The organism is Ruegeria sp. BHSA163, from assembly GCF_059613365.1.
In genome coordinates this window covers 1-15,024 of record NZ_JBXWSJ010000043.1, presented here as the reverse complement: position 1 = coordinate 15,024, position 15,024 = coordinate 1, and the positions used below count along the sequence as shown (strand labels likewise).

The following is a 15,024-nucleotide window of genomic DNA, read 5'->3' as shown; positions in this document are numbered from 1 at the left end:
AACCACCGCAGAGCTTGACAGAATTTCAACAATCAGATCACGTCTGACCACCAGATATTCGGAGGCAAAATGCGCATTATCAAAAACCCACACCGAGCGGGTAATAAACTGGCGCCATCTGCTCCATATCCCTCTACCGACGCCACGCGTGTTGCAGACCTTCTTTCATTGTGTCCAGCTGCCAAAGAAACGCCACTGGTCGACGCCTCGGATCTGGCTCAGGTCGCGCATCTTTGGGTCAAGGATGAAAGAGCCCGTATGAACCTTGGTTCATTCAAGGCATTGGGTGCCGCATATGTAATTGCACGCCACGCCGCCGAAAAATCAGACGAACCGGGGGTCGATACGTTGACCGGAGCTACTTATGTCACTGCCAGCGCAGGGAACCACGGAATGAGCGTAGCGGCAGGTGCCAGAATATTCGGTGCCAAAGCAGTTGTTTTCATCGCCGAAACCGTTCCCGAAAGCTTTGCTGAGCGGTTACGTGAACAGGGTGCATCCGTTGTTCGAAGTGGTGCTGATTACGCTGCCAGTATGGAGGCGGCAAATAATGCGGCCGACGAAAATGGCTGGACATTGCTTTCGGACAGCTCGTGGGAAGGTTACTTTGAAATACCATACACTCTGATGGAAGGGTATCTACAAATGGCGGCAGAGGCCGTTGCGCAATGTCCGGAGACGCCTACGCACATAATATTGCAGGCCGGTGTGGGCGGATTGGCTGGCGCAGTGGCGGCTTACTCACGCACCGTATGGGGAGATGCCCCAAAGATAGTCGTTGTCGAGCCCGAAGCAGCACCTGCGCTGCAATCTAGTATTGCTGCGAGTAAGTGCGTTTTTGCTGACGGACCAGACAGCATCATGGGACGGCTTGACTGCAAGGAACCTTCGCTGATCGCCTTAAATGGGTTAGCCCGTGACGCGGACTTGTTTTTGACCCTGTCAGATGACGAGGTGTCCGAACAACTTGGCACTCTTGCTGCACTAGGGCTGGAAACCACAGCTTCTGGCGGTGCCGGTGTAGCTGCGGTTATGAATGATGCGGCTCGGCATTCTATGGAGATCGAGGATCGTTCTCGTGTTTTGTGCTTTTTGTCTGAGGTCGCTGAATGAGGGGGTTTGAACCGAGCGAATTCCAGACACGTGTGATGCGAGCTCAAGACTTAATGCAGAGAGCTGGCTTATCTGCTTTGTTACTGACTACCGAGACTGACGTAAGGTACTTTACCGGTTTTCTGACGCGGTTTTGGGAAAGTCCGACGCGTCCCTGGTATCTTGTCTTACCTGCATCCGGAAAACCCGTAGCTGTGATCCCGTCTATCGGAGCCGCGCTTATGGGCCAGACGTGGCTGGACGATATCAGAACCTGGAGCGCGCCAGACTTGCAGGATGACGGCGTCACACTATTAGCTGACGCATTGCAGGAACTGACACCCGCTGACGCCGACATCGGGATGCCGGATGGGCACGAGACCCACGCCCGTATGCCAATGGCAGATATACAGAGTTTGAAAGAAGCGCTTGGTACTCGCCACATCACGGGTGATATGGGCATTTTGCGCAAATTACGAATGGTCAAATCCGTCGCCGAGATCGAAAAGATTGAAACCGCGTGCAGCATCGCGGGCCGTGCTTTTGCTCGGGTGCCCGAGATCGCAAAACCCGGGGTGCCGCTGGACGCAATCTTCAGAAAGTTTCAAATTCTCTGCCTGGAGGAAGGAGCTGACTGGGTACCTTATCTTGCCGGAGGCGCAGAACACGGCGGTTATACCGACGTCATCTCGCCAGCACACCCGACACCGCTGGAGCCCGGAGATGTTTTGATGCTGGACACCGGTTTGGTCTTGGATGGCTATTTTTCAGATTTCGACCGAAACTGGTCGATAGGAGCCGCGCATCCTGATGTTAAATCTGCCTATTCTAGGCTGATAGAAGCTTCGGACGCCGCGTTCGAGATTGCGAGACCCGGAGCAACAGCCGCAAATTTGTTCAGTGCAATGAACGACGTGCTGACCAATCAATCTGAAGGCACGGATGCGGGGCGACTGGGGCATGGGTTGGGTATGTCGCTGACCGAGTGGCCATCACTCATCCCTACGGATCATACCGTGCTGAAAGCGGGAATGGTTCTCACACTTGAACCCGGTATCGCTGTCGGAGGAAAAATTCTGGTGCATGAGGAAAACATTGTTATTACCGGTAATGGTCCTCGCTTTATCAGCCCGAGAGTTGGACCAGATTTGATCGAGCTATGACACGAATACCCTACACACTCGACCAGGATGATCCGGCAGCTTCGCCGATAGGGCTGATTCTATTGCAAACGGACGAAACACTGGAGCCCGAGTTTAGCCAGTACTTCTCGGACCGGGCTTTCCCAATCCACGTTACCCGCATTCCAAGTGGTGTCGAAGTAACCAAAGACAGTCTGGCTGAAATGGAAACAGCTCTGCCTGCGGCGGCGCGCTTGTTGCCTAGTGCTCGACCATATCGTGTTATTGGATATGGGTGCACTTCGGCCAGCTCCGTCATCGGATCAGATCGGGTTGCGCAGTTGGTGAAACAGACTTGCGACACGGCTGAGGTCACAAACCCGCTACTGGCGGCAACGGCTTGTGCAAAGGAATTGGGCGTTTCAAAATTTGCTTTGCTTTCGCCGTATATTGAAGAAGTCAACATACCGTTGCGTAAGGCATTTTCCGAAAACGGAATATCAACGGATATCTTCGGTACGTTTGGCGAAGCCGAAGAAGCCAAGGTTGCGCGCATTTCCGAACAATCGATCATTGAAGCAGCATGCCGCCTGGGCTCTGACCCGTCTGTCGATGCAATTTTCCTGAGTTGCACCAACCTTCGAACTTATGCGGCAATTCCGCAGATTCGTAAAAAAACCGGTAAACCCGTGCTGTCCAGCAACCAAAGCTTAGCCTGGCATATGCAACGCCTAAATAGTATCAATTGATATAGTAAATAGAAGTCAAACAACGTGATTTTTGCATTCTATGTTGCAAACCAAGTATTGTTTGGTCTTAACTGCTTCTCATTGATCAATGAGGTCCGACACTCTCGGATAATCATTTGACGAAACAGGGGGTCTTGTGGCCGAAACAACGAACGACGCCGCGTTTGTCGAATTTCAACGCGTTCAGAAGTCTTATGACGGCGAAAATCTCGTCGTTAAAGATCTTAATCTAGCAATGCCAAAAGGTGAGTTTCTCACGATGCTCGGCCCTTCCGGATCTGGCAAGACGACCTGCCTTATGATGCTGGCTGGCTTCGAGACAGCCACACATGGGGAAATCCTGCTCGACGGGCGACCGATCAACAACATTCCGCCGCACAAGCGGGGTATTGGCATGGTGTTCCAGAACTATGCCCTATTTCCGCACATGACCGTGGCCGAAAACCTTTCTTTTCCGCTTGAGGTTCGCAAATTGAGCAAATCCGACCGCGAAGCGAAAGTTAGCCGTGCGCTGGATATGGTGCAGATGGGAGCGTTCGGCGGTCGTCGTCCTGCCCAGCTTTCCGGAGGACAACAACAGCGCATTGCGCTAGCCCGAGCATTGGTGTTCGAACCCGAACTGGTGCTCATGGATGAGCCCCTTGGTGCGTTGGACAAACAGCTGCGAGAGCATATGCAGTTCGAAATCACTCGTCTTGCACACGAACTGGGCATTACCACGGTTTATGTGACGCATGACCAGACCGAAGCGCTCACCATGTCTGACCGCGTCGCAGTTTTTGACGACGGCCGAATTCAACAGTTGGCGCCGCCCGATCAACTGTACGAAGAGCCAGAGAACAGTTTCGTGGCGCAATTCATTGGCGAGAACAACACTCTCGAAGGTGTAGTGAAATCCATCCAAGGCGACACGTGTCTGGTTCAGTTGGATGACGGATCGGAGATTGATGCTGTGCCGATCAATGTTCACGACGCTGGTGAACGCACCAAAGTGTCCATTCGTCCGGAGCGCGTTGAATTCAACAAGGATCGTCTACATGCCGATGCACACACTCTGAAGGCAACGGTGAGAGAATTCATCTATATGGGTGATGTCTTCCGTTTTCGTATGTCCGTGGCTGGCAATGACGAATTCATAGTCAAAACCCGCAATGCACCTGATGCTGTCCGGCTGAAACCCGGGCAAGAAATCGAAATCGGGTGGTTGCCCCAGGATTGTCGTGCGCTCGACGCATAGACCAAGTCACGCAAAGCAGACGTGGCTGTACTGAGGGACCGGCTGGTGAAAACCCGTGCATCGGCCGATCAAACAAATAAACGGGAAGTACTGGGAGTAACAAATGAAACCAACTAAATCACTGCTTACTGCGGCTGCATTGGCGACTGCGGCCAGCGGCGTGTCAGCACAGGAAATGACAATTGTTTCTTGGGGGGGCGCCTATTCCAAGTCGCAACTCAAGGCCTATCACGAGCCCTATTCGGAAAAGACCGGTGTCACTATCCTGAACGACGACAGTTCGGCCGAAGCGGTTGCCAAACTGCGCGCAATGAACGAAGCAGGCAACATAACCTGGGACGTAGTTGACGTTGTGGCTGCGGATGCGATCCGCCTGTGCGACGAAGGATTGGCGCTGGAAATCGATCCAGACACACAACTGGCGCCGGCACCTGATGGCACGCCCGCATCCGAGGACTTTGGCGACCTGTTGGTAAGCGAGTGCTTTATTCCACAGATCGTTTATTCGACAACCTTTGGATATCGCACAGATCTTGTTGGTGACACCCCGCCATCAGATATCTGCGCTGTGTTCGACCTTGAGACCTACCCAGGTAAGCGCTCGCTCGAAAAACGTCCGATCAATAACATGGAATGGGCTTTGCTTTGCGACGGAGTGGCAAAAGACGACGTTTATGATGTGCTGGCAACACCCGAAGGGCAGGATCAAGCGCTGGCTAAACTGAACACCATTAAAGACAGTGTAGTGTGGTGGTCCGCGGGTGCGGACACCCCTCAACTTCTGGCTGATGGCGAAGTTGTCATGGGTTCGACCTATAACGGACGTTTGTTCAGCGTAATCGAAGAGCAAAAGCAGCCCGTGGCAATGTTGTGGGACGCGCAGGTATTCGATCTGGACGGCTGGATCATTCCAGCTGGCTTGAGCGAAGAGCGCCAGCAGCGCGCACTGGACTACATCATGTTCGCGACAGACACTCAGCGTCTTGCAGATCAGGCCAAGTATATTTCTTACGGCCCGGCCCGTGCTTCTTCAGCACCGCTGGTCGGTCAGCATGCGGAATTGGGCATCGACATGGCGCCACACATGCCGACCGATCCGGAGAACGCCAAGAACACGTTCCTTTATAACTACGAGTTCTGGGCCGACTACCGTGACGACATCGATGCCAAATTCCAGGCTTGGTTGGCACAATAATACAGGCACCTAGCCTAAATTAAGTCAGAGGGCGGTTCGTCGCCCTCTGACAAGAAAAATCCAAGGGGCAAAGATGACTGACGCAAGCGATAACGCCGGACCCATGCTGGCCGCGGACGGAACACCGCTCAAGCAATCGTTGGCTCGTTCCCTACGGCGCCAAAAATTACGAGCGCTGCTTCTAGTTGCCCCTCTTCTATTGTTTGTTCTGTTTTCATTTATTGTGCCGATCGCCTCAATGCTATTCCGTTCGGTCGAAAACAGTATCGTTTCAGACACCCTGCCTTTAACGGTCGAAGCCCTTGGAAACTGGGACGAAACAAGCGACGAGTTACCTGGCGAAGAGGTTTACGATGCCTTCGTTCGAGACATGGTCGTCGCGATCGAAAACAAAGAACACACACGACTGGGATCGCGCCTGAACTACGAAGAAACCGGAATGTCTTCGATGTTTCGCAGGTCTGGACGTGGTTTGCGAAAGCTAGATCCGGAAACCGACGGACCGTTCAAGGAACAGCTGATCGAAATCCACGAAGGTTGGGGCGATCCGCAGACTTGGAGGGTAATCAAGACGCATTCGCCGCAGGTGACCAATGGTTATTTCTTGAACGCAGTGGATATGCGCCGCACTCCTGAAGGCGCTCAGCCGCAGCCCGAAGACAAACAGATTCTGATAAAACTTTTTGGGCGGACGCTGTTCATGTCGCTGGTAATTACTGGCGCGTGTATTCTTTTGGCCTATCCGGTGAGTTACCTGCTGGCGACGTTGCCAATGCGTGTTTCCAACCTGCTGATGATACTTGTTCTTTTACCTTTCTGGACCTCGCTTCTTGTGCGAACCTCAGCCTGGAAAGTCATGTTGCAACAGCAAGGTGTCATCAACGAAACACTGGTATGGCTCGGACTTGTCGCCGACGATGCGAGACTGGTCATCATAAACAACCAGATCGGTACTATCGTTGCTATGACGCATATCCTGCTGCCGTTCATGATCCTTCCGATGTACTCGGTGATGCAAACAATACCCGAGTCTTATACCCGCGCGGCGAAATCCATGGGCGCAACCAATTGGACCACGTTTTGGCGCATCTATTTCCCACAATCCATTCCAGGTATCGGAGCCGGTTCTATACTCGTCTTTATCTTGGCAATTGGGTACTACATCACCCCGGAAATCGTCGGCGGTACAAAGGGTGTCTTTATTTCGAACCGGATCGCCTATCACATCTCCTCTTCGCTGAACTGGGGATTGGCGGCGGCCTTGGGCACGATCCTTCTTGCCGTCGTTCTGCTACTCTACTGGGTCTACGACAAAATCGTGGGCATCGATAACGTGAAGCTGGGATAAACGACATGGCCGCTTTGACACCGATATCCCGCAAACCTTTGTCGATGGTTCTTCCCAGCGTTGCTTTGGCTGGCGCATTTGCCGGTATGTTCGTTGGTGCCGGCAATGGCTCGATCATTCTGGGAGTTTTGGCAGGAGCTGCACTGATAGCAGCTTTGGCATGGTTCTACATCACCGTCCTCAAGAATGAAAAAATGGCGCGGTGGATCAACATCATCGGGTTTGGCGCGGGCGGGTTCGCAATTGCCGGCCCATTGGGTGGCGTGCTGGGCTTGCTAGGAGGATGGTTCTTTGCTTGGTTCATATATTGGCTTTACGAAGGGCGATATCGTCGCAAACTTTTGCCCTATCTGACAGCGAAACAGGTCTTTTACCACTATCTGTTCCGGGTAATCTGCGGGGCGATCTTCATATTCCTGATCACGCCGATTCTTGTGGTTTTGCCCCTTTCCTTCAACGCGCAAGACTTCTTTACATTTACCCCAGAAATGCTGCGTTTGGATCCTGAAGGGTACTCGCTCAAACACTATCGGGATTTCTTTACCAACAATGAATGGCAACGCAGTTTCAAGAACTCGCTGATCATCGCGCCGATTGCGACAATTATTTCAGTTACATTGGGTACATTGGCAGCCATTGGCCTTAGCCAGTCACACGTGCCGGGGCGGCGGGCAATCATGGGTATTCTGATCTCGCCAATGATTGTGCCGCTGATTATTTCTGCAACTGGGATGTTCTTCTTCTATAGCGATATAGGCCGGTTCCTTGAGGGTACGCTGGGTATGAACAAGAACTTTGTCGGTTACTTGAAAGTGATCCTGGCACATGCGGTTCTTGGGATTCCGTTTGTCATCATCACGGTCACCGCTACGTTGGTCGGTTTTGATCGGTCCCTAACCCGAGCTGCGGCGAACATGGGAGCTGGCCCTGTTCGTACTTTCTTTAAGATTCAGATGCCCCTGATATTGCCGGGCGTTATCTCGGGCGGCCTATTTGCCTTTATCACTTCATTTGACGAAGTCGTCGTTGTTCTGTTCGTCGGCTCGGCTAGCCAGAAAACACTTCCTTGGCAGATGTTCACCGGATTACGCGAACAGATCAGCCCGACGATTCTGGCGGTGGCGACGATCCTTGTTGTTCTTTCAATTGCACTGCTTACCACAGTGGAATTGTTGCGACGTCGATCAGAGCGGCTAAGGGGACTTTCCCCTGCTTGACGGACCAAATTTTGTGATCTAACGATTTTTCTGTTCAACCTGACCGCGATGGCGTCGCGGATCAAGCGGGTTGATCGGCTCTCGGCACCCGAGACCGCTTGTCCTGAACGCCGGGACATGTGGCCGGGGATTGCATACCCGGCAAATGAGAGAGGCCAAATATGTCCGACACTTCAAATCGCCCAGAGTTTTTCACTTGCCATAATGGCGACAAAGCCCCACTACCGTTCAGCAAACAAGAATATGCACGCCGCCTCGCGAAGCTACGAGCGATCATGGCCGAACGGGACATCCCAGTGGTTTTGCTGACTTCGATGCAAAACATCGCTTACTACTCGGGCTTCCTCTATTGTGCATTCGGCCGCCCTTATGGATGTGTTGTTACGCAAGACAGTTGCACGACAGTTTCGGCCAACATCGACGCTGGCCAGCCATGGCGACGCTCTGTCGAAGACAACGTAATCTACACCGATTGGAAACGGGATAATTATTGGCGCGCTGTGGCCAATTTGATTGGCAATGCAAAACGCGTTGGAATTGAAAGCGACCACATGACTCTTGCCGCCAGAGATACGGCGCTGCAAATGCTCGGTGATCCAGAGCTGATCAATGTTGCACCTGACACAATGGCCGCTCGAATGGTCAAATCCGCCGAAGAGATCGAGCTGATTAAGGGCGGAGCACGAACGGCGGACATTGGCGGTGCAGCCGTACACGCGGCGATACGCGAAGGCGCGACCGAGATCGAAGTTGCAATGGCCGGTCGTGACGCCATGGAATCTGAGATCGCCCGCGCTTACCCTCACGCTGAATACCGTGACACTTGGGTTTGGTTTCAATCAGGATTGAACACAGATGGAGCACATAACCCGGTCACCAAACGTTCCTTGCAAAAGGGTGATATCCTGTCTTTGAACACCTTTCCGATGATTTCGGGATATTACACCGCGCTTGAACGAACTCTTTTCCTGGGGGAACCCGATCCAGATAGCCTGCGGTTGTGGCAAGCCAACGTCGCCGCGCACGATTTGGGCCTTAGCCTTATCAAGCCTGGCGCCACATGTTCAGGTATTACTGCAGAGATCAACCGTTTCTTCGCCGATCAAGGATTGCTCAAGTACAGGTCTTTCGGCTACGGCCACTCTTTCGGTGTTCTCAGCCACTACTACGGTCGAGAGGCTGGTTTGGAACTACGCGAAGATATAGACACCGTACTAGAACCAGGCATGGTGGTCTCAATCGAACCGATGCTATGGATTCCCGAAGGACAGCCCGGCGCAGGCGGCTATCGGGAACACGATATTCTGGTCGTAGGTGAGAGTGGAGCTGAGAACATCACCGGGTTCCCTTATGGCCCAAAGCATAACATTATTGACGCATAAAATTACCTGCCGGGGCACTTTGCCCCGGCAGTTCATCACCGCTCGGGTTCCAGATGTATTTTTTTCAAATTTTTTAGCACACAGTTTCAATCAAATAAGTGACTAAAGTTGACGTCTGTGGACGCATTATGTTCCCGGCCTCAGTCTCACACCATGGCCGACTATCCACGTTGTGCACGTTCGTGAAAAATAAAGCCCAAGAAGTTCAGTAATAACTGAGCTGCCAATATCTGGGTGCTTTCAGTTGGGTCGTAGGCTGGCGCCACTTCCACTAGGTCGATCCCAACAACATCACCACGCCCTGCCAGACCCTGCAAAATCTCGAGCACATCGTAATACAGGAATCCACCATGGCTTGGCGTGCCTGTGCCCGCAGCAATTGAAGGACAGAAAGCATCAATGTCGATGGTAACATAATAGCGCACACCAGAAGGGATACGTTCCAAAACAGCCTTAGTTCCCAGCTTACGAACTTGACGGACGGACAAGATATCCGATCCCCTTGAGCGTGCGTCCTGATACCCCTCTTTCGCGGTTGAAGAGACGTTCCTGATACCTAATTGAGTCATCCCTGACACATAGTCTTTTTCGATCGCACGCCGCATCGGATTGCCGTGGCCATTCGTGACTCCGTGACGTTCGTCGACAAAGTCCAGGTGCGCATCAAATTGAACAATATGGATCGGACCATTTTCCGCGCAATCATCCGCGAATGCGGATATGCACGGAATATTGATCGAGTGGTCACCGCCAATGACCAATGGCAAAGCACCTGCTTCCAAAATTTTGCGCACGCCAAAGGCAATGTTGTTATGGCTTTCATCAGTTTTGGTGTGAATGATGTCCGCATCTCCTAAGTCGACAATGCGCACCGAGCTATCCAAATAAGTCAGATCATCTTCATGGTCATACGCGCCGGCATGACCGAAGCTGAACAGGGTTGATGCCTCGCGAACCGCGCGGGGACCAAACCGGGCCCCTGCCCGCCACTGTGTCCCAAAATCAAAAGGTGCACCCAAAACGCAAACGTCAGCCTCAATCTGATCCCAATCTTGGACATAGGCGGATTTCGCAAATGTCGAAATACCAACAAACGGTAAGTTCAACCTGCCCGATGCATATCCATGGTTTTGCATGTCAGCCCTTTCGCCTGATTAGTCTTTCCGCAGTGATTTCAACACATGCAGACCCAAAATGTGAATGGCTATATGCTCAGACCGCTCTTTGCGACTATGATTGCGGTCTCAGCGAAGTCCCCAAAACGTGAATCTGGAATCCTGCTCTATCACCACGTAGCGGTTCATCGCTTCAGTAAAACGCTGATCTTTTTCGAGAAACTCAATGAAGTTGAACGGTTGAAATACAAAGGGTGGAGTGTTGTCGAACACCAGAAAATTTGGAGAATTTCCGACAAAATCATCAACAATTTCGGTGCGGGTTCTACTCTGGATTTTATTCAACTTGGCGCAGCGCTCAGAATTCGCTTCGCAGTTTTCCACACGCAACCCGTTCGCTGCACCCGGTACGAGCCACAACGCGGGATAGCGACTTGTCCAAACTGCATCAGCTTCTAACACCAACGGAAAAGACGGAGCCAGCGAAGAAGAGAACACCATTATCCGTGGTTCGGGCGTTTCTGCACTCAATATCGACAAAAAACTCTCTGTTAAATCGTTGCGATAAAACCCTTTTTGGAACGCGAGCGACACACAGGCGACCAGACCCAAAGCCGACACAGAGGCAAGTAGCCAATTGAGCCGAGCTTGCAAAATCAACCACATAAACCCGACAATGGCAAAGGCGTGGATCGGAACAGCCTGATACCCAAAGCCGGTCCACTGAACAAAGTATATTACGCATCCAGCTAAAACTGCCGCGAAAGGCAGTGCCGCCATACGACCCCGGCCGTAAAGCACAGCCAAAACTGAGGCCGCCAGAAATAGCAGTGGAATGGCAGGCACAACAAGGCGAATTACCGTTGCATCGTTAAATCGATAGGCCCCGTAAACAGATGTCGCAATTGGCAAAATTTCGGTGAAATACTCGGGATGCAATGTTGCGGCCGCTACCAGATATACCCCCCCAATTGCGAACAATGTGACGTTTGACGCTGAAACCACGGGCTTTAGTGATCGCTTCAGAAACATCTCAGTTATCGTGAGCGCGATCGGGATCAAAACAAAGTGTGGCTTGATACAAATGCCGATTGCGGCAAAAGCAGCGCGGCCGACACTCTCTTTGCCAGTTCCTGCTCCCTGCATCACTATGTGCCCAAAAAGATAAGGCATAGTGAAAATAACCATGAGATGTTCACGTTGGCCGCTTGAAGAAACAGCTGGGACAGCCATAGCAACCGCTGCAGCGATCAACATCAGGAACTGCCGACCCCAGTCCAACTCAGAGTACTGTTGCAATAGGTTCCATACCCAAACAAGGCTAAATGCCATCAAGATCGACAACGTCAAATACTGCGCGTTTGTCTCGGACATGCTCAACCATTCAGCCAGAAAAACAACAGGAACCGTCAGATAAAAGTTAAGCGGTGGGTTAACCTCGACGATATCGACATACAGCTGAGCACCAGAAAGCCAGTTTCGTGTGGCTACCAAATACCAAGCTGTATCGTGATTGATGGGGCGGTCCTTGTACACGGCAAAGTAAAGACCCGCGAACGCGATTGCGAACAGGACGCCGATCCAGTCCTTGTAAACCACTTTGGATTGGTCACCTGCAAACACCCAATATTTCGATACAAGAAAAGTTACACTCGGCACAACGACGGCAACGATCGCCATAGCAACAACAAAACTGGTATCCATCACTTCACAAATTACATAGGTGATACCGCTACTTAGTAGCAAACCCAAAACAGCTAGTAGCCCAAAACGAACCATTTGCTGTTGATGGCTTCCCGTTGCCTTAAATGTCATCTCTGCATGGCCAAAATAGGAAACAGAAACCGCGGCCAGAAATCCCGCGAAATTTGACGCTTGGACATCCAGACTAAGCAAATTGCGCACGAGCATGGCGACTAGAACATGCAATAGCGTGGCAAACAAACCGACGCTGGCAAATCGCGTTAGTTGGGCGATCATTATCCGGCCTGTTTTTGTTTGAGAATGGCGCAAACTGATAGACCAATAGGCGCATGAAAACGCCCAACAAAATGCCTCTCAGTCGAGAAAACTCTATATAGTATTTTGTTTACCCAATCAGACGGCATTGCGTCATCAGCTGTTTCTTTATGGAACAAAGCTTTAAAACGGCGAAGGCCAACGGCGATCGGAAACAGCAGGCTATTGAAGTAAAAAGAATACTCAACTTCTAAACCTGCTTTCTCAGAAACCTCTTTCAGCGACTTTTTTGTGTAGCGGCGGAAGTGATGGTGCATCTCATCGTGACTTGACCACATCCAAGGCAAGGCGGGAACCGTAACAAACAGTCGTGCATCACCTGCTAAATGGCCCGATAAACCTTCAAGAGTGGCCCTGTCATCTTCAATGTGTTCCAGCACGTCGAACAATGCGATCAGGTCATATTTTTTAGCTTGGTTCGGGATGTCATTTGGCAGCGCTCCGTATGCTATTTCCAGACAGCTCTTTTCCGCGGCAATTGCACGTGCCTCCGCGTCGTACTCGAATGCGTCGAGTTCGCCCAAGCCCATCAACATTTCTAGGTTGCCACCCGTTCCACATCCCGCTTCCAGAATGCGCGCGTTTTTTGGCAATGAGATCAAACGATCAATGGTGGCCCGTATCACGTCTCGACGTCCGGCAAACCACCAATGCACGTCTTCATTTCGACCCATTCGGTCGTAAGTTCCGCGTTCCACGTCACTTCTCCGATTTCAGTCCATGCGCTGATCGCACGATGTAAATTGGACGATCCCGAACTTCGTTGAAAATCCGGCCTACATATTCACCAATGATACCCACCGCCAACAGGTTTAGCCCGCCAAACAAGAGGATCAAAATGACCGTCGACGCGTAACCCGGCGTATCTGCCCCCAAAAACAGAGTGTAGAAAAGAATAAAGGCCGCGTAGCCAAACGAAGCGAGTGACAAAATCGTACCTACATAGCTCCAGACCCGAAGAGGGACCGTAGAGCTCGTGAAAATCCCGTCCAACGCAAAGTTCCATAGTTTCCAGTAAGACCAGCTTGATCTTCCCGCGATACGTTCTGGGCGCTGAAACGTCACTTCTGCAGTGTCGAACCCGACCCAACTAAAGATGGATTTGTTGAATCGTGATTTTTCACCGATTTCCCGAACAACATCCACGACCTGACGGTCGAGCAATCTGTAGTCGCCTACATTGGCTGGAATCGGTCTTTCGGCCAGAGAATTGAAAACTTTGTAAAAGGCGGCAGCCGACCTCTGTTTGATCCAGCTGTCTTTCGACCGGTCCACTCGTCGAGCATTCACTATCTGTGTACCTTCGCGCCATTTCACTATCATTTCGGGGATTACTTCCGGCGCATCCTGAAGATCCACATCCATCGGAATTACGGCGTCCCCAACTGCGTGCTCCAACCCTGCGCACAACGCTGAATCCTTGCCAAAATTACGAGAAAGGTTAAGCAAAGCGATGTGCGCGTCATTTTTCATCAGGCTTCGAATTGCAAATTCAGTAGCATCCTGGCTACCGTCATTTACAAAAACTATTTGATAGTCTGTCGCCGGCGCCATCGGATCCAGAACCTCGTGAATGCGTTCCACGAATTTTCCTATGGAATCCTGTTCATTAAAAACAGGGACAACCAGCGACACCAATTTTGGGGTCTGGAAATCCCTTTTGTTCTTTTGCGCGCTCCGAGCCGAAAAACTTCCGGTCATAACATACGAACCCCAACTAGCCGATTCAGCGAAGCAAATTCAGTCAAACGTCAACTGTTTCCTTCTTCTAAACAATTCATGTGGCCGGAATTAGGCGGTAACTCGTCTAATTTGTGAGAGGCGAATAAACGCGTTGGACGTTCCTGGGAACAGTACACCGTCTGTTTCAGCAGAAGCCCGACGTTTCGTCTGAGTACAAGCAAATAGGCTCACTCGGGCTTTTCTTCGAGTGCCGTTGCATCTTCAGGTTTTACAAAAACATCTTAGACCTGCTGCCCAGATCGAGAGTTCATATGGTTATCGAAGCACTCAGGAGATTTTTAGCGTCATCTTTTGATGGGCTGCATCTAAAAGAGCGGGCAACAGTAGTGATGGGCCAGCCCATTCGCTTCTTTCAAACAGGCTGGCTGTTTATCTTACAAGCAATCGGACAAGGTTTTAGCCATGTTACGAATGACTTGCGGGTACAAGTCGGCTCCGGGTTCAAGCTCCGCCCCCAACGGATCAATGACACCTGTACTAGCCTCAGTTCCGTCAAGCACCGTTTTGACAAGGTCCGGATTGAACTGCGGTTCCGCTAGAACGCAGGTGATACCTTCTTCTTTAATGCGCGCTTGAATCTCTGCAATACGAGCCGGACTCGGGTCAGAAGCGTCTCCAATGGAAATCGCACCCGAAGCTGGCAAACCAAACTCGTCTTCAAAATACTGATAGGCATCGTGGAACACGATAAAGCTACCACCTTGAACAGGCTGAAGCATTCCCGCCACTTCGACAGTCAACGCCTCCATTTCCTCGCGCGCTGATGCCGCGTTCGCGAAGTAAGCGCCAGCGTTATCCGGGTCAGC

13 protein-coding genes are annotated in these 15,024 nt (G+C 51.5%); 8 read left to right on the top strand and 5 right to left on the bottom strand.

Going from position 1 to position 15,024, the window contains the following annotated elements; translation table 11 throughout:
- The first annotated feature begins 69 nt into the window (after positions 1-69).
- The 8 genes from AC2FNV_RS17600 (at position 70) to AC2FNV_RS17565 (ending at position 9,341) form a co-directional block, all read left to right on the top strand.
- Positions 70-1,113: a pyridoxal-phosphate dependent enzyme gene (locus tag AC2FNV_RS17600; protein ID WP_170610591.1), complete on the top strand. Its 1,044-nt coding sequence runs from the start codon at positions 70-72 to the stop codon at positions 1,111-1,113.
- Positions 1,110-2,255 (top strand): M24 family metallopeptidase, encoded by a 1,146-nt coding sequence (locus tag AC2FNV_RS17595; RefSeq protein ID WP_170605543.1) that lies wholly within the window; start codon positions 1,110-1,112, stop codon positions 2,253-2,255. The genes AC2FNV_RS17600 and AC2FNV_RS17595 overlap by 4 nt, the downstream gene beginning before the upstream one ends.
- A complete protein-coding gene (locus AC2FNV_RS17590; RefSeq protein WP_170605545.1) occupies positions 2,252-2,962 on the top strand; it encodes a maleate cis-trans isomerase family protein in 711 nt (236 codons plus the stop codon). The genes AC2FNV_RS17595 and AC2FNV_RS17590 overlap by 4 nt, the downstream gene beginning before the upstream one ends.
- Before the next feature lie 136 nt (positions 2,963-3,098).
- Entirely contained in the window at positions 3,099-4,199 is a 1,101-nt protein-coding gene (locus AC2FNV_RS17585; RefSeq protein WP_170605547.1) for an ABC transporter ATP-binding protein, read from the top strand.
- Between the two features lie 103 nt (positions 4,200-4,302).
- Entirely contained in the window at positions 4,303-5,394 is a 1,092-nt protein-coding gene (locus AC2FNV_RS17580; RefSeq protein ID WP_170605549.1) for an extracellular solute-binding protein, read from the top strand.
- Positions 5,395-5,467: 73 nt separating this feature from the next.
- A complete protein-coding gene (locus AC2FNV_RS17575; RefSeq protein WP_170605551.1) occupies positions 5,468-6,742 on the top strand; it encodes an ABC transporter permease in 1,275 nt (424 codons plus the stop codon).
- A gap of 5 nt (positions 6,743-6,747) precedes the next feature.
- Complete coding sequence (locus AC2FNV_RS17570) at positions 6,748-7,959, top strand: ABC transporter permease (RefSeq protein ID WP_170605553.1); 1,212 nt, start codon at positions 6,748-6,750, stop codon at positions 7,957-7,959.
- Positions 7,960-8,120: 161 nt separating this feature from the next.
- Positions 8,121-9,341, top strand: coding sequence for an aminopeptidase P family protein (locus AC2FNV_RS17565; protein WP_170605555.1), 1,221 nt, complete (start codon positions 8,121-8,123; stop codon positions 9,339-9,341).
- A 161-nt stretch (positions 9,342-9,502) separates the two neighbouring features.
- Here AC2FNV_RS17565 and speB read toward each other — a convergent pair whose 3' ends face one another.
- From speB to AC2FNV_RS17540, 5 genes are all read right to left on the bottom strand, one after another.
- The gene (speB, locus tag AC2FNV_RS17560) at positions 9,503-10,477 is read right to left on the bottom strand and encodes an agmatinase (protein ID WP_496774011.1); all 975 of its coding nucleotides are present in this window, start codon (positions 10,475-10,477) and stop codon (positions 9,503-9,505) included.
- A 108-nt stretch (positions 10,478-10,585) separates the two neighbouring features.
- Positions 10,586-12,436, bottom strand: coding sequence for a GtrA family protein (locus AC2FNV_RS17555; protein ID WP_170610594.1), 1,851 nt, complete (start codon positions 12,434-12,436; stop codon positions 10,586-10,588).
- The gene (locus tag AC2FNV_RS17550) at positions 12,436-13,173 is read right to left on the bottom strand and encodes a class I SAM-dependent methyltransferase (protein ID WP_217362375.1); all 738 of its coding nucleotides are present in this window, start codon (positions 13,171-13,173) and stop codon (positions 12,436-12,438) included. Before AC2FNV_RS17550 ends, AC2FNV_RS17555 begins: the two co-directional genes overlap by 1 nt.
- Position 13,174: 1 nt before the next feature.
- A complete protein-coding gene (locus AC2FNV_RS17545; protein ID WP_170605562.1) occupies positions 13,175-14,176 on the bottom strand; it encodes a glycosyltransferase family 2 protein in 1,002 nt (333 codons plus the stop codon).
- Between the two features lie 416 nt (positions 14,177-14,592).
- The coding region (locus tag AC2FNV_RS17540; RefSeq protein WP_496774008.1) for a metal ABC transporter solute-binding protein, Zn/Mn family at positions 14,593-15,024 on the bottom strand (432 nt) is incomplete at its 5' end.